Consider the following 19,009-nt stretch of genomic DNA (forward strand, 5'->3'; position numbering starts at 1 on the left):
CGCCCACACTCCACGGGGGGAAGACGAACATGCCCGGACAGCACACCGTCACGCACGCCACCACCACCATTGCCGAGCGGCCCGCGACTGCACGGGAGGTCCGGGTAGGCCCGGGCCGCGCGGCCCGCGAACTCGGTCTCAAGAACACCGAGTTCGACCTCGCCGTGCAGCTCGGGCGGATCCGTACGATCCCCGACGACGGCGGAGGGGGCCGGCGGGTCGACCGGGCCGAGATCGAGCGGCTCCGCGCCGGGCCGGGGTTCCCGGAGGCCCTGCGCCGGAGCGTGCAGGCCGTGGGCACCACGGAGGGCGCCGCCCTCATCGACGTGACGAAGACCCGTTTCACCCGCCTCGCGAGGCTGGGGCTGCTGGTGCCCGTGAAGTTCTACCTGAACCGCTACCGCGCCGTGGTCTGGCTCTACCTGGCCGAGGAACTACGGCTGTTCGCGGCCGACGACAGGAACACACCCCTGCTGACGGGGCGCACGCCCGAGAACCTCAGGAGCCAGCTCGACACCGGCATCGACCTGCGCCCGCGCAACTGGCGCACCCGGCAGCTGGGCTTCATGCTCCGCCGGGCCGACGACCCCTGGGCGCGCGCCGGGGCCGTGGCGTCACTGCTCGGCCCGCTGCACGTCTCGGAGGCCGTCCCGGATCCCTACGACCGCTCCCACCTCAACGGGTTCCGCCGGCCGCCACCGTCCCACGGCGCACCCGGCTCACCGGCCGCGGACCTGGCGGAAGAGCTCATGACCGCCCAGGACCCGGACGAGGTCGCCTGGCTGCAGGCCGATCTGGTCCGGCTGACGGAGGAGGCGCGGGCACACCGGCCGGCACCCCGTCCCGCTCCCCGCCGGCCGGAACCGGTCCAGCGCGCGCCGGAAGCCGTCGAGCCGGTACGCGGGACGTCCCGCGGCCTGCTGGGCCGGTGGTGGCGCGGAAACCGGTGACCTACAGGGCCCGGAACAACCCCTCCTGGACGACGGACACCAGCATCCGGCCCTCCAGGTCGTAGATCCGGCCGCGGGCCAGGCCCCGCCCGCCCGTGGCGATCGGCGACTCCTGGTCGTACAGGAACCACTCGTCGGCGCGGAACGGACGGTGGAACCACATAGCGTGGTCCAGCGACGCCATGTCGAAGCCGCGCGGCCCCCACAGCGGCTCCACCGGGATCCGCACGGCGTCCAGGAGGGTCATGTCACTGGCGTACGTCAGGGCGCAGGTGTGCACCAGCGGATCGTCGCCGAGCGGGCCGACCGCGCGCATCCACACCGCGCTGCGCGGCTCGGCGCCCTTGACGTCGTCGGCATCCCAGCGCAGCCGGTCCACATAACGGATGTCGAAGGGCTGGCGGCGCGCCATCCGCTCCAACTGCTCCGGCAGCGCGCCCAGATGCTCACGGATCTCGTCCGACACCGTCGGCAGCGACTCGGGGTCCGGGACCTCGCGGGCCGGAGGCAGCTGGTGCTCGAAACTCCCCTGTTCAGGCTTGTGGAAGGAGGCGGTCAGATTGAAGATCGTACGTCCCTGCTGCACCGCGGTGACCCGGCGGGTCGTGAACGACCGGCCGTCCCGCACCCGTTCGACCTGGTACACGATCGGCACCCCGGGTCTGCCCGGACGCAGGAAGTACGCGTGCAGGGAGTGCACGGGACGGTCGCCCTCCGTGGTGCGGCCGGCGGCGACCAGGGCCTGGCCGGCCACCTGGCCGCCGAAGACCCGCTGGAGGGACTCCTGCGGGCTGCGGCCACGGAATATGTTGACCTCGATCTGCTCCAGGTCGAGCAGGGCGACGAGGCTCTCGGCCGGATTCGTCATGGGTGGGGTTCTCCTGTGCTCACAACTGGCCGACATCGGTGACCCGGACGACCGCGCGGCCCTCCGCGTCGGAGGCGGTGAGGTCGACCTCGGCACTGATGCCCCAGTCGTGGTCGCCGCTGGGGTCGTCGAAGATCTGCCGGACCCGCCACAGCCCGTTCTCCGGCTGCTCCTCGATCAGCAGCAGCTTCGGCCCGCGGGCGTCGGGACCGGTGCCGAGCTCCTCGTACTCGTCCCAGTACCTGTCCATCGCCGCGCCCCAGGCATCCGCGTCCCAGCCGCCCTCGGCGTCCAGCTCGCCCAGCTCGTCCACCTGGTCGAGGGCGGCGAGCTCGACCCGGCGGAACATGGCGTTGCGGACCAGGACGCGGAAGGCACGCGCGTTGGCGGTGACCGGCTTGACCTGGTCGGCCCTCTCCTGCGCCTCCTCGGCGGTCATCTCCTCCGGATTGGCCAGCTGCTCCCACTCGTCCAGCAGGCTGGAGTCGACCTGGCGCACAGTCTCGCCCAGCCAGGCGATCAGATCCTCCAGGTCCTCCGACTTCAGGTCGTCCGGGACGGTGTGCTCCAGCGCCTTGTAGGCGCTCGCGAGGTAGCGCAGCACGATGCCCTCGGTGCGGGCCAGCTCGTAGTGGGACACCAGCTCGGTGAACGACAGCGCCCGCTCGTACATGTCCCGGATCACGGACTTCGGCGACAGCGGATGGTCACCGACCCAGGGGTGGCTCTTGCGGTAGGTGTTGTACGCGTGGAAGAGCAGCTCCTCCAGCGGCTTCGGGTAGGTGATGTCCTGGAGCCGCTCCATGCGCTCCTCGTACTCCACCCCGTCGGCCTTCATCGCGGCGACCGCCTCGCCGCGCGCCTTGTTCTGCTGGGCGGCGAGGATCTGGCGCGGATCGTCCAGCGTGGACTCCACGACGGACACCATGTCCAGCGCGTACGACGGCGACTCGGGGTCCAGCAGTTCGAACGCGGCCAGCGCGAACGTGGACAGCGGCTGGTTCAGCGCGAAGTCCTGCTGCAGGTCCACGGTGAGGCGGACGATCCGGCCCTCGGCGTCCGGCCGGTCGAGCTTCTCGACGATGCCGCCGTCCAGCAGCGAGCGGTAGATGGCGATCGCCCGCCGGATGTGCCGCAGCTGCTGCTTGCGCGGCTCGTGGTTGTCCTCCAGCAGCCGTCGCATCGCCTCGAAGGCGTTGCCGGGTCGGGCGATCACCGACAGCAGCATGGTGTGCGTGACCCGGAAGCGGGAGGTCAACGGCTCCGGCTCGGAGCCGATCAGCTTCTCGAAGGTCTGCTCGCTCCAGGCGACGAAGCCCTCGGGCGCCTTCTTGCGCACGACCTTGCGGCGCTTCTTCGGGTCGTCGCCCGCCTTCGCCAGCGCCTTCTCGTTCTCGACGACGTGCTCGGGGGCCTGGGCCACCACGAAGCCCTCGGTGTCGAAGCCGGCCCGTCCGGCGCGGCCCGCGATCTGGTGGAACTCACGGGCCCGCAGCGTGCGCACGCGGTTGCCGTCGTACTTGGTCAGGGCCGTGAACAGCACCGTGCGGATGGGGACGTTGACGCCCACCCCGAGCGTGTCGGTGCCGCAGATGACCTTCAGCAGACCCGCCTGCGCGAGCTTCTCCACCAGCCGCCGGTACTTGGGCAGCATGCCGGCGTGATGCACGCCGATGCCGTGCCGGACGTAGCGGGACAGATTGCGGCCGAACTTGGTGGTGAAACGGAAGTTGCCGATCAGCTCGGCGATCTTGTCCTTCTCCTCGCGCGTGCACATGTTGATGCTCATCAGCGCCTGCGCCCGCTCCACCGCCTGCGCCTGTGTGAAGTGCACGATGTAGACCGGCGCCTGCCGGGCCTCGAGCAGATCGGTGAGCGTCTCGGTGAGCGGCGTGTACCGGTACTCGTAGGACAGCGGCACGGGACGCGTCGCCGAGCGGACCACGGCGGTGGGGCGGCCGGTGCGGCGGGTGAGGTCCTTCTCGAAGAAGGAGACGTCGCCGAGCGTCGCCGACATCAGCACGAACTGCGCCTGCGGCAGCTCGAGGAGCGGGATCTGCCAGGCCCAGCCGCGGTCCCCTTCCGCGTAGAAGTGGAACTCGTCCATCACGACCTGGCCCACGTCGGCGTCCTTGCCGTCGCGCAGCGCGATCGACGCCAGCACCTCGGCGGTGCAGCAGATGACCGGGGCGTCGGCGTTGACGGACGCGTCACCGGTGAGCATGCCGACGTTCTCCGTGCCGAAGATCTTGCACAGCTCGAAGAACTTCTCCGACACCAGCGCCTTGATGGGCGCCGTGTAGAAGGTGACCTCGTCGCGCGCCAGGGCGGCGAAGTGGGCGGCCGCCGCGATCATGCTCTTGCCGGAGCCCGTGGGCGTCGACACGATCACGTTCGCCCCGGAGACCACCTCGATCAGCGCCTCCTCCTGGTGCGGATAGAGCGTGAGACCGCGCTCCTGGGCCCACGACTCGAAGGCTTCGTAGAGGGCGTCGGGGTCGGCGGTCGGCGGCAGCTGATCGATGAGGGTCACGCCCCCATCTTGCCTGCCCGCCCGGCCGATGGGGGAATCGGCTGTGGGCGCGAAGATCGCGAACGCTACGCTGTGTCGCCGGCGGGGCGTCAACGCACCGGGTCAACCGGCCGGCGGCGAACGAGGAATGGGGCGGGCAACGGCGATGATGGGACCAGCACACTCACTGTCGGGCGCCGCGGCCTGGCTCGGGGTCGGCGCGGCGACGGCCGCGGCCGGACACCCCATGCCCTGGCCGGTGCTCCTGGCCGGCGCCCTGATCTGCGCCGGTGCCGCGCTCGCCCCCGACCTGGACCACAAGGCGGCCACCATCTCGCGGGCCTTCGGGCCCCTGTCCCGCTGGCTGTGCGAGATCGTCGACAAGCTGTCCTACGCCGTCTACAAGGCCACCAAGAAGCAGGGCGACCCGCGCCGCTCCGGCGGGCACCGCACGCTCACGCACACCTGGCTGTGGGCGGTGCTGATCGGTGCCGGCACCGCGGTCCTGGCGATCACGGGCGGCCGCTGGGCGGTGCTGGCCATCCTCTTCGTGCACATGGTGCTGGCCATCGAGGGCCTGCTGTGGCGGGCGACGCGCGGCTCCAGCAGCGATGTCCTGGTGTGGCTGCTGGCCGCGACCAGCGCCTGGATCCTCGCGGGCGTCCTGGACGAGCCGGGCCACGGCGCGAACTGGCTGTTCACCGAGCCGGGCCAGGAGTACCTGTGGCTGGGGCTGCCGGTCATTCTGGGCGCGCTGGTGCACGACATCGGGGACGCGCTGACCGTCTCCGGCTGCCCGATCCTGTGGCCGATACCGGTGGGCCGCAAGCGCTGGTACCCGATCGGCCCGCCGAAGGCGATGCGGTTCCGGGCGGGCAGCTGGGTGGAGCTGAAGGTGCTGATGCCCGTGTTCATGCTGCTGGGCGGAGTGGGCTGCGCGGCGGCGCTCAACGTGATCTGAGGGACGCGCCCGTCCGGGACTCAGCCGGAACCCTCACCGCCGTACCGGCGCTCGAAGCGGGCGACGCGGCCCTCCGTGTCCACTGTCCGGGCCCTGCCCGTGTAGAACGGGTGGCTCTCCGAGGAGATCTCCACCTCCACCACCGGGTAGGTCTCGCCGTCGTCCCACTCGATGGTCCGGTCGCTGGTCGCGGTGGACCGGGTGAGGAAGGCGTATCCGGCGGCACGGTCCCGGAAGACGACCGGGTGGTAGTCGGGGTGCTTGTCCTGCTGCATGGGTGCTCCTCGGGGTCAGCCCGGCAGGTTGTCCTCGTCGACGACGTGCATCGCGGCCTCTTCGGCGGAGGCGGCCGCGCCGTCGATGCCGACGTCCATGGCGACCAGGGCCTCCTCCTCGTCCTCGTGCGCCCCTTCGTCGGGAGCCACGAGCCGGCCGGAGCGTGCGGCTCCGACCTCGTCGTCCAGGAGTTCCCCGTCGGTGTCCTGGGAATCGCCCAGGCCGTCGCCGTCGGGTGCGAGGGAGTCGGGCTGCTCCTCGGCGAGCCGCTGTTCCAGCGTCTCGCCCCGGTGGCGTTCCCCAGCCGTCACGCCGGTGTGCTCCACCGCCCAGGGACGTTCCGGCGGGGACCAGCCCCGGTCGAGGGGATCGTCGACCCCGTCGTACTCAAGGGTGTCCTCCGCGTCGAGCAGCCCGGTGTCCTCCCTCTGCTCGGAACCGTCGGGCTGGTAGACGTCGTCTCCCCATCCGTCGGCGCTGTTCACAGGTACCTCCAGGGGGTGGGGACGGGCCCCTTCTCACCGCGGACCGCGGCGGGTCGCCGCTGCACGGGGCACTGGCGCCGTCCGTGCCCGGTCCACCGGGCCCCGGGCGCCCCCGAGCCGGTGCCTGACTCCAGCCTTCCACCGGATCTCCCCACCGCGCAACGGCACACCCCCGGCGGGCTGCGCGCCCGGGACCCTCACCCCGCCCCGCCCGGCACCCCCGCCGATACCCCGCCCCACGGCCCGGAACCGTCCCCGGGCCAGAAGCCCCGCACGGGTACGGCCGCCGGTGCGGGCCGCGTTCCCCGGTCCCACTGCTGTCGGGGGCGTCGGATGTCCTGGGCCGGCGGCCGGCTAGGGGTGCGGCATGGTGCCGCCGGTCCGGGCTGCGGGGTTCCGGGCCGGCCCGAGGTCGCCCCGGCAGGCCGGAGGGGACCTCGCCCGCAGGCCCGCCCCCGCCGGGGCGGCGCATGTTCAGCCGTGCCAGGACCGCCACAGTGCCGCGTACGCCCCGTCCGCCGCGACCAGGTCGTCGTGGCTGCCCAGTTCGCTGATGCGGCCGTCCTCCACGACGGCGATGACGTCCGCGTCATGGGCGGTGTGCAGGCGGTGGGCGATGGCGACGACGGTCCTGCCGTCCAGGACACGGGCCAGGGAGCGTTCCAGGTGCCGTGCCGCACGCGGGTCGAGCAGCGAGGTCGCCTCGTCCAGGACCAGCGTGTGCGGGTCGGCCAGCACCAGCCGGGCCAGCGCGATCTGCTGGGCCTGGGCCGGGGTGAGCGCGAACCCGCCGGAGCCGACCTCGGTGTCCAGGCCCTCGTCCAGCGCACGGGCCCAGCCGTCCGCGTCGACCGCCCCGAGCGCCGCCCACAGCTCGGCGTCCTCCGCGTTCGTCCTGGCGAGCCGCAGGTTGTCGCGCAGGGAGCCCACGAAGACGTGGTGCTCCTGGTTGACCAGGGCCACATGCTCCCGGACCCGTTCCGCGGTCATCCGCGACAGCTCGGCATCGCCCAGGGTGACCCGCCCGCCCCGGGGCGCGTAGATCCCGGCGAGCAGCCGGCCCAGGGTGGACTTGCCCGCGCCCGAGGGACCGACCAGTGCCAGCCTGGTCCCGGGGGAGACCTCCAGGGACACCTTGCGCAGGACGTCCACGCCCTCCAGGTAGCCGAAGCGCACCTTGTCCGCGTGCACCCGGCGCCCCTCGGGAGCAAGACCGGCGTCACCGGCGTCGGGCTCGATGTCCCGGACCCCGACCAGCCGGGCCAGCGACACCTGCGCCACCTGCAGCTCGTCGTACCAGCGCAGGATCAGCCCCACCGGGTCGACGAGCATCTGCGCGATCAGCGCGCCCGTGGTCAGCTGGCCGACACCGATCCAGCCCTGCAGGACGAACACCCCGCCGATCATCAGCACCGAGCCGAGCACGGTGACGTGGGTGATGTTGACGACGGGGAAGAGCACCGACCGCAGCCAGAGGGTGTAGCGCTCCCAGGCCGTCCACTCCTTGACCCGCTGGTCCGACAGCGCCACACGACGCGCGCCGAGGCGGTGCGCCTCCACGGTCCGCCCCGCGTCCACGGTCTCGGCGAGCGCGGCGGCCACGGCGGCGTACCCGGCGGCCTCCGAGCGGTAGGCGGCCGGTGCCCGCCGGAAGTACCAGCGGCAGCCGATCACCAGCAGCGGCACGGCGAGCAGCACGGCCGGCGCCAGCTCGGGTGCCGTGACGACCAGTCCGCCCAGCAGCAGCACCGCCCACACCACGCCGATGGCAAGCTGGGGCACGGCCTCGCGCATGGCGTTGCCGAGCCGGTCGATGTCGGTCGTGATCCGCGACAGCAGATCACCCGTGCCCGCCCGTTCCAGCACACCCGGCGGCAGCCCGACCGACCGCACCAGGAAGTCCTCGCGCAGATCGGCCAGCATCCGCTCGCCGAGCATCGCCCCGCGCAGCCGTACCTGCCGGACGAACACCGCCTGGAGGACCAGCGCGAGCACGAACAGCGTGACCGTGAGCCCCAGATACAGCTCCCGTTCCCGGTCCGAGACCCGTTCCACCAGCCCGCCCAGCAGATACGGGCCCACCATCGAGGCGAGCACGGCGACCGTGTTCACGGTGATCAGCAGCACGAAGGCCCGGCGGTGCCTGCGCAGCAGCTCGCCCACGTAGGCGCGGACGGTCGCGGGCGCGCCCACCGGCAGCGTGCTGGCCGCGGTCGGGGCCGCCGGGTCGTAGGCCGGTGGCGCCACGCCGATCATGCTGTCTCCTCGATCTCTTCCAGTTCTTCCAGTCCGTGCAGGACCTCGTCCTCGCGCAGGACGCCGCCCTCGTCCAGGACCTCCGCCGACGCGGCCTCGTCCTCGGTCTCGCGCGTCACCACGGCCCGGTACCGGGGCTCGGTGCGCACCAGTTCGCGGTGGTCGCCGACCGCCGCGACGGTGTCGCCGTGCAGGAACACCACCCGGTCGGCGCGGTCCAGCAGCAGCGGGGACGAGGTGAACACCACGGTGGTGCGCCGCGCCCGCAGTTCGCGCACGCCCTGGGCGATACGGGCCTCGGTGTGCGAGTCGACGGCCGAGGTCGGCTCGTCCAGGACGAGCACCTCCGGGTCCGTGACCAGCGACCGGGCCAGCGCGAGCCGCTGGCGCTGCCCGCCGGACAGGGACCGCCCGCGCTCGGTGATCCGCGCGTCCATCGGGTCGTCGGCGTCCACCGAGCCCTGCACCAGCGCCGCCAGCACGTCCCCGCACTGCGCGGCGTCCAGCGCGTCGCGCGGGTCGACCGCGCCGGACGCGGGCACGTCGAGCAGTTCGCGCAGGGTGCCGGAGAGCAGCACCGGATCCTTGTCCTGCACGAGGACGGCCCGGCGGGCGGAGTCCAGCGGCAGTTCGTCGAGCGGCACCCCGCCGAGCAGCACCGGGGTGCCCCGCTCGGAGGCGTGCCCGCCGAGCCGTTCGGCCAGCCGTCCCGCCGCGTCCGGGTCCCCGCACACCACGGCGGTGAGCCGGCCCGTGGGGGCGAGCAGACCGGTCTCCGGGTCGTACAGGTCCCCGGCCGGGTCCTCGGCGGCGCGCGATCCCGCGGTGTCCGTGGCCCGCTCCAGCGACAGCACGCGCGCGGCCCGCTTCGCCGAGGGACGCGAGAAGGAGTACGCCATCGCGATCTCCTCGAAGTGCCGCAGCGGGTAGGTGAGCACCATGACCGAGCTGTAGACGGTGACCAGTTCACCGACGGCGATCCGGCCCTCGCGGGCGAGATGGACGCCGTACCAGACCACCGTGATCAGCAGGATCCCCGGCAGCAGCACCTGGATCGCGGCGATCAGGGCCCACATCCTGGCGCTGCGCACGGCGGCGTGGCGGACCTCCTGGGAGGCGCGGCGGTAGCGGTCGAGGAACAGTTCCTCGCCGCCGATGCCGCGCAGCACGCGCAGCCCGGCGACGGTGTCCGAGGCGAGCTCGGTGGCCCGGCCGGCCTTCTCGCGCTGGACGTCCGCCCGCCGGGTGGCGCGGGGCAGCAGCGGCAGCACCGCGATCGCCAGCACCGGCAGTCCCACGGCGACGACGACGCCCAGCGCCGGCTGGTAGACGACCAGGCCGACGCAGACCAGCACGATGGTGACCGCCGCCGCGGTGAACCGCGACAGGGCCTCCACGAACCACCCGATCTTCTCGACGTCGCCGGTGGAGACCGCCACGACCTCCCCGGCGGCGACCCGCCGGGTCAGCGCGGAGCCCAGCGTCGCCGCCTTGCGGGCCAGCAGCTGCTGGACGCGGGCGGCGGCGGTGATCCAGTTGGTGACGGCGGCGCGGTGCAGGAAGGTGTCGCCGATGGCGTTGCCCGCGCAGGCCAGCGCCATCAGGCCGCCGGCCAGCGCGAGCCGGCCGCCGGAGCGGTCGACCGCGGCCTGGACGGCGACGCCGACGCAGAACGGCAGCGAGGCCACGGAGGCGAAGTGCAGCAGGCCCCAGGCCAGCGACTTGAGCTGCCCGGACAGCTGATTCCGGAAGAGCCACCACAGGAATCGGGGACCCGAGCGCGCGTCGGGCACCCCCGGGTCGGGAAACGGAAGGCCTTGAATCTGCATGACGTCCCAGTGGCTCGGATCAGGGGGTGGCGGAAACGGGAGAAAGACGGAGGCGCGCAGTCCGAGGACGGCGGCAGCAAACCGTGACAGGTTGACCCCGCTACGTACCGGGAGGCAAACGGTTTTCCACACGACCGCACAGAACCGGCGGTCCGGGTGGCCGGCACCGCCGTACCGTCACGTCACACGGGTCATACGGACGCGTCGCCGCACCGCGCGGGGACCGTCCCGTCGATCAGGGTGTCCAGCAACTCGCCCAGGGCCTCGCGCTGGGCGTCCCCCAGCGGGGCCAGGATCTCCTCCGCGGCGGACCGGCGCGCGGCGCGCAGTTCCCGCAGGGCCGCGCGCCCGTCGTCGGTGAGCTCGATCCGGATCACCCGCCGATTGGCCGGATCCGGCACCCGCCGCACCTTGCCGTTCGCCTCCAGCCCGTCGACCAGCGTGGTGACGGCGCGGGGGACCACCTCCAGCCGCTCGGCCAGATCGGCCATGCGGGGCGGCGAACCGTAGTGCGCGAGGGTGCGCAGCAGCCGTGACTGGGCAGGGGTGATACCGAGCTCGCGCCCCGCCAGATGGCGCTTCTGGATGCGATGCACCCGGCGGGTCAGCCGAAGCAGCTGCTCGGCCAGCAGGCCGTCGGGATCGGGGGCGGTCATACGGGAACAATATCAGGATGCCGTTCATTGTGAGTATAGGTAACAATGAGCTGGACTCACCCCGCCCGCGGACCCGGGCACCCTCCGCCCGCGAACCCGGGCACCCTTACCGAAGGAGACCATGCACCCCGACCACGAACCCGCCTGGACCCCGCCCGCCGGCGCCAAGGAGCAACCCCGGCAGGTGCGGCGCATCCTGAAGCTCTTCCGTCCCTACCGGGGCCGCCTCGCGATCGTCGGCCTGCTCGTCGGCGCCGCCTCACTGGTCTCGGTGGCCACCCCGTTCCTGCTGAAGGCGATCCTCGACGTCGCCATCCCCGAGGGCCGCACCGGGCTGCTCAGCCTGCTCGCGCTCGGCATGATCCTCAGCGCCGTCCTCACCAGCGTCTTCGGCGTGCTGCAGACCCTGATCTCGACCACCGTCGGCCAGCGCGTGATGCACGACCTGCGCACCGCCGTCTACGGCCGGCTCCAGCGCATGTCGCTCGCCTTCTTCACCCGCACCCGCACCGGCGAGGTCCAGTCCCGCATCGCCAACGACATCGGCGGCATGCAGGCCACCGTGACCTCCACGGCGACGTCCCTGGTCTCCAACCTCACCAGCGTGGTCGCCACCGTCGTCGCGATGCTGGCGCTCGACTGGCGGCTGACCGTGGTCTCCCTGGTCCTGCTGCCGGTGTTCGTCTGGATCAGCCGCCGCGTCGGCAACGAACGCAAGAAGATCACCACCCAGCGCCAGAAGCAGATGGCGGCGATGGCCGCCACGGTCACCGAGTCGCTCTCGGTCAGCGGCATCCTGCTCGGCCGCACCATGGGCCGCTCCGACTCCCTGACCGGCGCCTTCTCGGACGAGTCCGAGCGGCTGGTCGACCTGGAGGTCCGGTCGAACATGGCCGGCCGCTGGCGCATGGCCGTCATCACGATCGTCATGGCCGCCATGCCGGCGATCATCTACTGGACGGCCGGCATCGCCCTGCAGACGGGCGGCCCCGAGGTCTCCATCGGCACCATCGTCGCCTTCGTCTCGCTCCAGCAGGGGCTGTTCCGCCCGGCCGTGAGCCTGCTGTCCACCGGCGTCCAGATCCAGACGTCGCTCGCGCTCTTCCAGCGCATCTTCGAGTACCTCGACCTCCCGATCGACATCACCGAGCGCGAAGACCCGGTCCACCTCGACCGGGTCAAGGGCGAGGTCCGCTTCGAGGGCGTCACCTTCGGATACGACGACAAGGGCGGCCCCGTCCTCGACGGCATCGACATCACCGTTCCCCCGGGCGGCAGCCTCGCCGTGGTCGGGCCGACCGGCGCCGGCAAGTCCACCCTCGGCCACCTCGTGCCGCGGCTGTACGACGTCACGGGCGGCCGGGTCACCCTCGACGGCGTCGACGTCCGCGACCTCGACTTCGACACGCTGGCCCGCGCGGTGGGCGTCGTCTCCCAGGAGACGTACCTCTTCCACGCCTCGGTCGCGGACAACCTGCGCTTCGCCAAGCCGGACGCCACCGAAGAGGAACTGCACGCGGCGGCGCGGGCCGCGCAGATCCACGACCACATCGCCGCCCTGCCCGACGGGTACGACACGGTGGTCGGCGAGCGCGGCCACCGGTTCTCCGGCGGTGAGAAGCAGCGCCTGGCGATCGCCCGCACCATCCTGCGCGACCCGCCGGTCCTGGTGCTCGACGAGGCCACCAGCGCCCTGGACACCCGTACCGAGGCCGCCGTCCAGGAGGCCATCGACGCGCTGTCGGCCGACCGCACCACGGTCACCATCGCCCACCGGCTGTCCACCGTCCGGAGCGCCGACCAGATCGTGGTCCTCGACTCCGGCCGCGCGGTCGAACGCGGCACGCACGAAGAGCTGCTGGAGCGCGGCGGGCGCTACGCCGCCCTCGTACGCCGGGACGCCCAACTGGAGCCGACAAGATGAAGATATGCCGGGTTTGTGACGGTATGCGGGTTACCGTGCCCGCATGCAGACGAACACTCCGTCACGGAGCACGATCCGACTGACGCGCCGGGGCCGCCTCGCCCTCGCGGCGCTCGGGGCCGTCGTGGCCGGCACCGCCGTGGCGGTGCCGCTGCTGATCATGAACGGCGACGACGACTCCCGCCCCACGACCCTGGTGATCCCGGAGGGCTGGCGCGCGAGCCAGGTGTACGCCGCCGTCGACAAGGTCCTCGACCTGCCCGCCGGCACCACGGAGAAGTCCCTCCCCAAGGCGGACCTGAAGCTGCCCGACGAGGCCGGGGGCAACCCGGAGGGCTACCTCTTCCCGGCGACCTATCCGCTGAAGGAGAAGGCGACCCCGCAGAAGCTGCTGTCCCGCATGGTCGACACCGCCGACAAGAAGTTCAACGGAGCCCCGATCGCCGCCGGCGCGCAGCGCAACGCGATGAACGTCTACCAGGCGGTCACCGTCGCGAGCATCGTCCAGGCGGAGGCGGCCACCAAGGCCGACATGGGCAAGGTGGCCCGGGTGATCTTCAACCGGCTGGAGCGCGGGATGCCGCTCCAGATGGACTCCACCGTCGACTACGCCCTGAACCGCGGGGCGCCGCGTACGACGGCCGCCGACACCGAGATCGACAGCCCCTACAACTCCTACCAGCGCATGGGACTGCCCCCGACCCCGATCGACAACCCCGGCGAGGACGCGGTGCGCGCCGCGATCAACCCGACTCCGGGCGACTGGCTCTACTTCGTCACCGTCAAGCCGGGCGACACCCGCTTCACGGCCGACTACGCGGAACACCAGCGCAACGTCGCCGAGTCCGACGCACAGGGGAAGAAGGCGAGCGAACCGTCGAAGAAGTGAGCGGCACGTCCCCGGCCGTCACGCCGCGGCCCGCTCCTCCCGAGCCGGCAGCCGCCTGATGTCCCGCACCGCCGCGCGTCCGGCCCGGTTGGCGCCGATGGTGCTCGCCGAAGGACCGTAGCCGACCAGATGGATCCGCGGGTCGGCGACCGCCCGCGTGCCCTCGACCCGGATGCCGCCGCCCGGCTCCCGCAGCCGCAGCGGGGCGAGGTGCTCGACGGCGGGGCGGAAGCCGGTCGCCCACAGGATGACGTCGGCCGCCACCCGCCGTCCGTCCGCCCATTCCACACCGTCGGGCGTGATCCGGTCGAACATGGGCTGCCGGTCGAGCACACCGTCCGCCAGACCCCGGCGGATCGCGTCGTTGAGCGGCAGCCCCGTCACGGAGACGACACTGCGCGGCGGCAGACCCTGCCGTACCCGCTCCTCGACGAGCGCCACGGCCGCCCGGCCCGCCTCCTCGTCGAAGGGGCCCTCGCGGAAGACCGGGGGCCGCCGGGTCACCCAGGTCGTGGCCGCCGCGTACGGCGCGATCTCCAGCAGGTGCTGGGTGCCCGAGGCGCCGCCGCCCACCACGACCACCCGCTGCCCGGCGAACGCCTCCGGCCCCGGGTAGCGCGCCGTGTGCAACTGCCGCCCCCGGAAGGTCTCCTGGCCCGGATAGCGCGGCCAGAACGGCCGGTCCCAGGTACCGGTGGCGTTGATCAGCGCCCGCGTCGACCAGTCGCCGTCCGAGGTCTCCACCAGCAGTCGTCCGCCGGACCCCTCGCGCACCGCCCGTACGTCCACCGGACGCCGTACCCGCAGGTCGAAGGTCCGCTCGTAGCGGTCGAAGTACTCGCCGATCACCTCGGAGGAGGCCCGCGCAGGATCGGCGCCGTCAAGCTCCATGCCGGGCAGCGCGTGCATCCCGTGCACCTTGCCGTACGTCAGTGACGGCCACCGGAACTGCCAGGCGCCGCCGGGACCGGGGGAGTGGTCCAGCACCACGAAGTCGCGGTCCGGCTCGAACCCCGTCCGCCGCAGGTGATAGGCGCTCGACAGTCCGGCCTGCCCGGCGCCTATGACGACTACCTCGACCTCGCGCATGTTGTTCACGTTTCTACCAACCAGGCGGAGGCCGTGGATCTTCCCGTCGGTGCTCCCGCGGGAACCCCGGCGCATGGGCCAGGATGGAGCACATGTCCGATGCCTTCACCACCCGAGTCCTGACCATCGCCACCGGCTCCGACGAGAGGGTCGTCGACATCACCGGCGACTGCGAGTCCTTCCTGCGGGAGACGGCGGCCGGCCGGGACGGCCTGCTGAACATCTTCGTGCCGCACGCCACGGCGGGGATCGCCGTCATCGAGACCGGCGCCGGCAGCGACGACGACCTCCTGTCCGCCCTGCACACCCTGCTGCCCGCCGACGACCGCTGGCAGCACCGCCACGGCAGCCCCGGCCACGGCCGCGACCACGTCCTGCCCGCCTTCGTCCCGCCGCACGCGACGCTCCCGGTGGTGGACGGACGGTTGGAACTGGGCACCTGGCAGTCGGTGTGCCTGGTCGACACGAACGTCTCGAATCACAACCGTCAGGTGCGGTTGAGCTTTCTCGGATAGGGCGCCTACTCGGTGCGGACTGTAGATGGCAGGTCCGGCCGCACCAACTGCCCCCGGAGTGAGGCTGCTGTCAAGGCTGCCGACGGGTTCCTCGTCTGCTGGCGGTGCAGCAGCCTGCACCCGCGTACACGTTCATGGACACTCGATTCTGGTTGAAGGACATGGCGGAACGTCCGCAGGACTCGGTCCACGTGGGAACGTGGTAACCAGGAATCGGCTCCATTCGCCACTTCCCGTCGCTGCCCTTGACGGCGCGTGTGTTCACGCCCTGAGCGCCGCATTTGACAGGGTTCGGGATCTGTCCGCCCCACTTCGTCGGCATGCTTTGGTAGGGCGAGGCGAACGGGAACTCGGGGGGCAGGGGCCTGCGATGCGGATGCGCCGTCGCCCAGGCGTGCACGGGCCCGACCGTTGTCAGTGCCGAGGTCTAACGTGATCGGTAACTGCTCATGAGGTCCCCGTGCAACGGGTGACGGGGAGGAACAGCGCCATGCACCAGGACATTGCCGACGAGGACCGGTTCGAGATGCCCGCCTCCTGGCTGCGGGCCCTGCCCGTGCTCCGGGCCGCCGCGAAGCCGGCCGAGGACGCGGTGGAGAAGGCCGCTCGCCGCTACGCGCAGGAGGCGGCCTGGTTCGAGGAGATGTTCTCCTCCTCCGACAGCGACCCGGAGCTGGTGAAGGAGGGCCGGGCCCACCGGGAGGGCAGTCCCTCTCCGCTCGGAGCCGCCGTGGAGATCGCCGTCGGCTGGCACTACACGATGGTGGACGTGCTCGTCGACGCCTGCGTGACCGAACACGGCCTGCCGTTCGCCGCCCGTGCCGTCGTGGAGCTGGGATGTGTCAACCCCCATTACATGCAGGCAGGTTCCCGACGGTACGATGCGGCGCTGCGGAGAGCGACCGGTTACCAGACCTACCACGTGCGGGAGACCGCCACCCGTGTCCGGGACCTGCTCGCGGCGGTCGACGAGGAGACCCGACGGCGGACCGTCGAGGCCCTCGCCGGCCTCCGGGACAGCGCCGAGCGCCGCATCGTGGTCTCCTACCTGGTACCCGAGGAGCATGCCTGGGTCGACGAGTGCTGCGACGGCCCGATACCGAACGACTCCGTCCTGCGGCGCATGCTCCTTCTCTCCCTGTACCGGCCGGAGCAGATCGCCCGCATCGGCGAAGGAGCACGACTCGGCTGGAACGGCTGGAACCTCCAGCTGCTCGCCACCCTCGCGAGCCGGCTCGGTCCCGACGTCGGATCCCTGCTGGAGGACGCGTTCGACGGAGCCTACGGATCCGACGGACACCGGGACGTCGCGGGCTGGGCCGCCGAACTGCCCACCGACGACGCCTTCCGCCTGCTGCTGAAGCAGGGCGGCGACCGCAATGTCCGCCCCGCCCTGCTCGACGCCATGAACCGCTACCCTCGGCGGGCCCTGCGGCTGCTCTCCGCCGCCGCGGCGGGCGACAGCGAACAGGCGTCCCTCTCCCGGATGCTGCTGCCCCTGCACGTGGTGACCCACCCGGAGCTCGCGAAGGAGACGTTGCCCGCCCTGCCCGAAGCGTCCGCAGCTGTCGTCGCCCCGCTGCTGAAGCGGGGCGAACGGGACGCAGAAGCGCCTGCGGAGGCGCTCCCCGCCCTGCTGGTCGCCCCGCCGTGGACCCGGAAGCGCACCAGCCGCAAGGCCCGCGTGGCCCGCGACGTCCCCGGGGCGCCGCAGGCCGAGGTGGCCTGGAAGCCCGGGGAGCAGGAGGCCTGGGCGGCCACCGTCGTCGCCGAAACCCCCTGGTGGCGCGAGCACGACTGGTCCCGTGAGATCCAGCAGATGCAGCAGGGGACATGGCGGGGCAACATCCACGCCGCCCGCCTCTTCGTCACCGGTCCCGAGGACGTCGTACGCCCACTGCTCGATGCCTTCGCCCCCGAGCACGTCTGGGACACCGAGAGCCACCTCAGGCCCGTCGCCGCCCGCCACGGCCTGCACGCCCTGCCGATGCTGAGCCGGCTCGCCGCCCGCTACCCGGCCACCGCCTGCGGCCTGCTGCTGCCCTACCGCAGCGCCGAGGTGGCCCGGCAGATGGCCGAGTGGCTGGTGCGCCGCCAGTCGCTGAGGCCCACGGTTCTCGCCTGGCTCCGCCGCCACGGCCTGGCCGCGGCCGCCTTCCTCGTTCCCGATGCCGTCGGCCCGGCGGGCACGCCCCGCACCCACGCCGAACACGCCCTGCGGCAACTCGCCGCAGAGGTGGGCGCCGAGGCCGTGCGGGAGATCGCCGCCGGCTGCGGCGCCGAGGCCGAGGAGATCGTCGCCGACCTCCTCGCCGGCGATCCGCTGGAGGCCGCCCTCCCGGCGAGGATGCCGTCCCCCTGTGTCTGGGCCGACCCCGCCCTGTTCCCGCAGATCCGGCTCACCGGCGGCCGCGGCGCCCTGCCCGCCGACGCCGTCCGCCACGTGACGACCATGTTGCAGATCTCCAAGCCCGGTGACGTCTACCCCGGCCTCGCCACCGTCACCGAGCAGTGCGATGCCGGCTCCCTCGCCGAGTTCGCCTGGGCCCTCTTCGAGACGTGGCGGTTCCACGGCATGCCGGCCAAGGACAGCTGGGCCCTCCACGCCCTCGGCCTCCTCGGTGACGACGAGACCGTCCGCCGTCTCACCCCCCTCGTGCGTGCCTGGCCCGGTGAGAACGCCCACCATCGGGCCGTCGAGGGCCTCACCGTCCTCGCCGTGATCGGCACCGACACCGCCCTGCGCCATCTGCACGGCATCTCCCAGCGTGTGCCGTTCAAGGCCCTCAAGAAGCGGGCCCGGGAGAAGATCGACGAGGTCGCCGAAGGACTCGGCCTCACCATCGACCAGCTCGCCGACCGGCTGGTCCCCGACCTCGGCCTCGCCGATGACGGCAGCACGGTCATCGACTACGGCCCGCGCCGCTTCACCGTCACCTTCGACGAACAGCTCCGCCCCTGTGTCCGCGACGAGAGCGGCAAGCTCCGCAAGGCCCTGCCGGCCCCGGGCGTCAAGGACGACCCGGAACTCGCCCCCGCCGAGCGCAAGCGGTTCGCCGCCCTCAAGAAGGAGGTCCGGACCATTGCCTCCGACCAGCTGCGCCGCCTGGAGGCAGCCATGGTCACCGGCCGCTCCTGGACCGCCGCCGAGTTCCGCGAACTGCTCGTCGAGCACCCCCTTCTGCGCCACTTGGTGCGCCGCCTGGTCTGGCTCGGCGACGGTGACGGCGACGGCATGGTGACCGCGTTCCGTGTCGCCGAGGACCTCACCCTCGCCGACGTCCACGACGATGCATGGACCCTCCCCGCCGACGCCACCGTGCGCCTCGCCCACCCCCTCCATCTGGGAGACGAACTCGAGGCCTGGGCCGACCTCTTCGCCGACTACGAGATCCTCCAGCCCTTCCCGCAGCTCGGGCGCCCCGTGCACGCCTTCACCGACGAGGAGGCCACCGGCCACCGGCTGGCCCGCTTCGAGGGCGTCACCGTCCCCGTCGGCAAGCTCCTCGGCCTCACCAAGCGCGGCTGGGAACGCGGCACGCCCGAGGACAACGGCGTGGAACGCTGGTTCTCCCGCCCGATCACCCGCGACCGCCACCTCGTCATCGCCCTCGACGACGGCATCGCCGTCGGCATGGTCGACGCGTTCCCCGACCAGACCCTCGAGACCATCTGGATCGACACCGCCCCCGGTGACTACTGGGGCAGCCACACGTACCCGCACCGCCTCGGCGAGATCGACCCCGTCATCGCCTCCGAGATCCTCGCCGACCTGACCGACATCACCGCCAAGTGAGCC

The 19,009-nt window shown here is 72.2% G+C and carries 14 protein-coding genes; 6 read left to right on the forward strand and 8 right to left on the reverse strand.

Annotated features, from left to right (window positions below; all coding sequences use genetic code 11):
• Nucleotides 1–29 precede the first annotated feature (29 nt).
• Complete coding sequence (locus tag AMK33_RS22545; protein ID WP_235618165.1) at nucleotides 30–950, forward strand: DUF6397 family protein; 921 nt, start codon at nucleotides 30–32, stop codon at nucleotides 948–950.
• A 1-nt stretch (nucleotide 951) separates the two neighbouring features.
• Here AMK33_RS22545 and AMK33_RS22550 read toward each other — a convergent pair whose 3' ends face one another.
• Complete coding sequence (locus AMK33_RS22550) at nucleotides 952–1,818, reverse strand: acyl-CoA thioesterase (RefSeq protein WP_073934723.1); 867 nt, start codon at nucleotides 1,816–1,818, stop codon at nucleotides 952–954.
• A 19-nt stretch (nucleotides 1,819–1,837) separates the two neighbouring features.
• On the reverse strand, nucleotides 1,838–4,351 hold the full coding sequence (locus AMK33_RS22555; protein ID WP_073934724.1) for a DEAD/DEAH box helicase: 2,514 nt from the start codon (nucleotides 4,349–4,351) through the stop codon (nucleotides 1,838–1,840).
• 145 nt (nucleotides 4,352–4,496) lie between these two features.
• On the opposite strand from AMK33_RS22555, the gene AMK33_RS22560 reads away from it, so the two are divergent.
• Nucleotides 4,497–5,291, forward strand: coding sequence for a metal-dependent hydrolase (locus AMK33_RS22560; protein ID WP_073934725.1), 795 nt, complete (start codon nucleotides 4,497–4,499; stop codon nucleotides 5,289–5,291).
• A 20-nt stretch (nucleotides 5,292–5,311) separates the two neighbouring features.
• Here the strand turns inward: AMK33_RS22560 and AMK33_RS22565 are convergent, their stop codons facing one another.
• From AMK33_RS22565 to AMK33_RS22585, 5 genes are all read right to left on the reverse strand, one after another.
• Nucleotides 5,312–5,566, reverse strand: coding sequence for a type B 50S ribosomal protein L31 (locus tag AMK33_RS22565; protein WP_073934726.1), 255 nt, complete (start codon nucleotides 5,564–5,566; stop codon nucleotides 5,312–5,314).
• Between the two features lie 15 nt (nucleotides 5,567–5,581).
• Entirely contained in the window at nucleotides 5,582–6,052 is a 471-nt protein-coding gene (locus AMK33_RS22570) for a DUF5709 domain-containing protein (RefSeq protein ID WP_073934727.1), read from the reverse strand.
• A 474-nt stretch (nucleotides 6,053–6,526) separates the two neighbouring features.
• Nucleotides 6,527–8,308 (reverse strand): ABC transporter ATP-binding protein, encoded by a 1,782-nt coding sequence (locus AMK33_RS22575; protein ID WP_073934728.1) that lies wholly within the window; start codon nucleotides 8,306–8,308, stop codon nucleotides 6,527–6,529.
• Entirely contained in the window at nucleotides 8,305–10,137 is a 1,833-nt protein-coding gene (locus AMK33_RS22580) for an ABC transporter ATP-binding protein (RefSeq protein WP_073934729.1), read from the reverse strand. Before AMK33_RS22580 ends, AMK33_RS22575 begins: the two co-directional genes overlap by 4 nt.
• A 191-nt stretch (nucleotides 10,138–10,328) precedes the next feature.
• A complete protein-coding gene (locus AMK33_RS22585; protein ID WP_073934730.1) occupies nucleotides 10,329–10,793 on the reverse strand; it encodes a MarR family winged helix-turn-helix transcriptional regulator in 465 nt (154 codons plus the stop codon).
• Nucleotides 10,794–10,914: 121 nt separating this feature from the next.
• Between AMK33_RS22585 and AMK33_RS22590 the strand changes: the two genes are divergently transcribed.
• On the forward strand, nucleotides 10,915–12,717 hold the full coding sequence (locus AMK33_RS22590) for an ABC transporter ATP-binding protein (protein WP_073934731.1): 1,803 nt from the start codon (nucleotides 10,915–10,917) through the stop codon (nucleotides 12,715–12,717).
• 43 nt (nucleotides 12,718–12,760) lie between these two features.
• On the forward strand, nucleotides 12,761–13,606 hold the full coding sequence (mltG, locus tag AMK33_RS22595) for an endolytic transglycosylase MltG (protein WP_073934732.1): 846 nt from the start codon (nucleotides 12,761–12,763) through the stop codon (nucleotides 13,604–13,606).
• Nucleotides 13,607–13,624: 18 nt separating this feature from the next.
• On the opposite strand, the gene AMK33_RS22600 is transcribed toward mltG, so the two are convergent.
• Nucleotides 13,625–14,695, reverse strand: a complete 1,071-nt coding sequence (locus tag AMK33_RS22600) for an NAD(P)-binding domain-containing protein (protein WP_073934857.1) — start codon at nucleotides 14,693–14,695, stop codon at nucleotides 13,625–13,627.
• 92 nt (nucleotides 14,696–14,787) lie between these two features.
• Here AMK33_RS22600 and AMK33_RS22605 point away from each other — a divergent pair, with 92 nt between their 5' ends.
• Together AMK33_RS22605 and AMK33_RS22610 are read left to right on the forward strand one after the other, a co-directional pair.
• On the forward strand, nucleotides 14,788–15,210 hold the full coding sequence (locus AMK33_RS22605) for a secondary thiamine-phosphate synthase enzyme YjbQ (RefSeq protein ID WP_073934733.1): 423 nt from the start codon (nucleotides 14,788–14,790) through the stop codon (nucleotides 15,208–15,210).
• Nucleotides 15,211–15,700: 490 nt separating this feature from the next.
• Nucleotides 15,701–19,006 carry a DUF4132 domain-containing protein gene (locus AMK33_RS22610; protein WP_073934734.1) on the forward strand — a complete coding sequence of 1,102 codons (3,306 nt, stop codon included), beginning with the start codon at nucleotides 15,701–15,703 and terminating at the stop codon, nucleotides 19,004–19,006.
• Nucleotides 19,007–19,009 lie beyond the last annotated feature (3 nt).

The organism is Streptomyces sp. CB02400, from assembly GCF_001905725.1.
Taxonomy (GTDB): domain Bacteria; phylum Actinomycetota; class Actinomycetes; order Streptomycetales; family Streptomycetaceae; genus Streptomyces; species Streptomyces atrovirens.

Excerpts from the sequence above, each read along its gene's own strand:
- AMK33_RS22545 (WP_235618165.1), top strand. The coding sequence starts at position 30 with ATGCCCGGACAGCACACCGTCACGCACGCCACCACCACCATTGCCGAG.
- AMK33_RS22550 (WP_073934723.1), bottom strand. The coding sequence starts at position 1,818 with ATGACGAATCCGGCCGAGAGCCTCGTCGCCCTGCTCGACCTGGAGCAG.
- AMK33_RS22560 (WP_073934725.1), top strand. The coding sequence starts at position 4,497 with ATGATGGGACCAGCACACTCACTGTCGGGCGCCGCGGCCTGGCTCGGG.
- AMK33_RS22565 (WP_073934726.1), bottom strand. The coding sequence starts at position 5,566 with ATGCAGCAGGACAAGCACCCCGACTACCACCCGGTCGTCTTCCGGGAC.
- AMK33_RS22575 (WP_073934728.1), bottom strand. The coding sequence starts at position 8,308 with ATGATCGGCGTGGCGCCACCGGCCTACGACCCGGCGGCCCCGACCGCG.
- AMK33_RS22580 (WP_073934729.1), bottom strand. The coding sequence starts at position 10,137 with ATGCAGATTCAAGGCCTTCCGTTTCCCGACCCGGGGGTGCCCGACGCG.
- AMK33_RS22585 (WP_073934730.1), bottom strand. The coding sequence starts at position 10,793 with ATGACCGCCCCCGATCCCGACGGCCTGCTGGCCGAGCAGCTGCTTCGG.
- AMK33_RS22590 (WP_073934731.1), top strand. The coding sequence starts at position 10,915 with ATGCACCCCGACCACGAACCCGCCTGGACCCCGCCCGCCGGCGCCAAG.
- mltG (WP_073934732.1), top strand. The coding sequence starts at position 12,761 with ATGCAGACGAACACTCCGTCACGGAGCACGATCCGACTGACGCGCCGG.
- AMK33_RS22600 (WP_073934857.1), bottom strand. The coding sequence starts at position 14,695 with ATGCGCGAGGTCGAGGTAGTCGTCATAGGCGCCGGGCAGGCCGGACTG.
- AMK33_RS22605 (WP_073934733.1), top strand. The coding sequence starts at position 14,788 with ATGTCCGATGCCTTCACCACCCGAGTCCTGACCATCGCCACCGGCTCC.
- AMK33_RS22610 (WP_073934734.1), top strand. The coding sequence starts at position 15,701 with ATGCACCAGGACATTGCCGACGAGGACCGGTTCGAGATGCCCGCCTCC.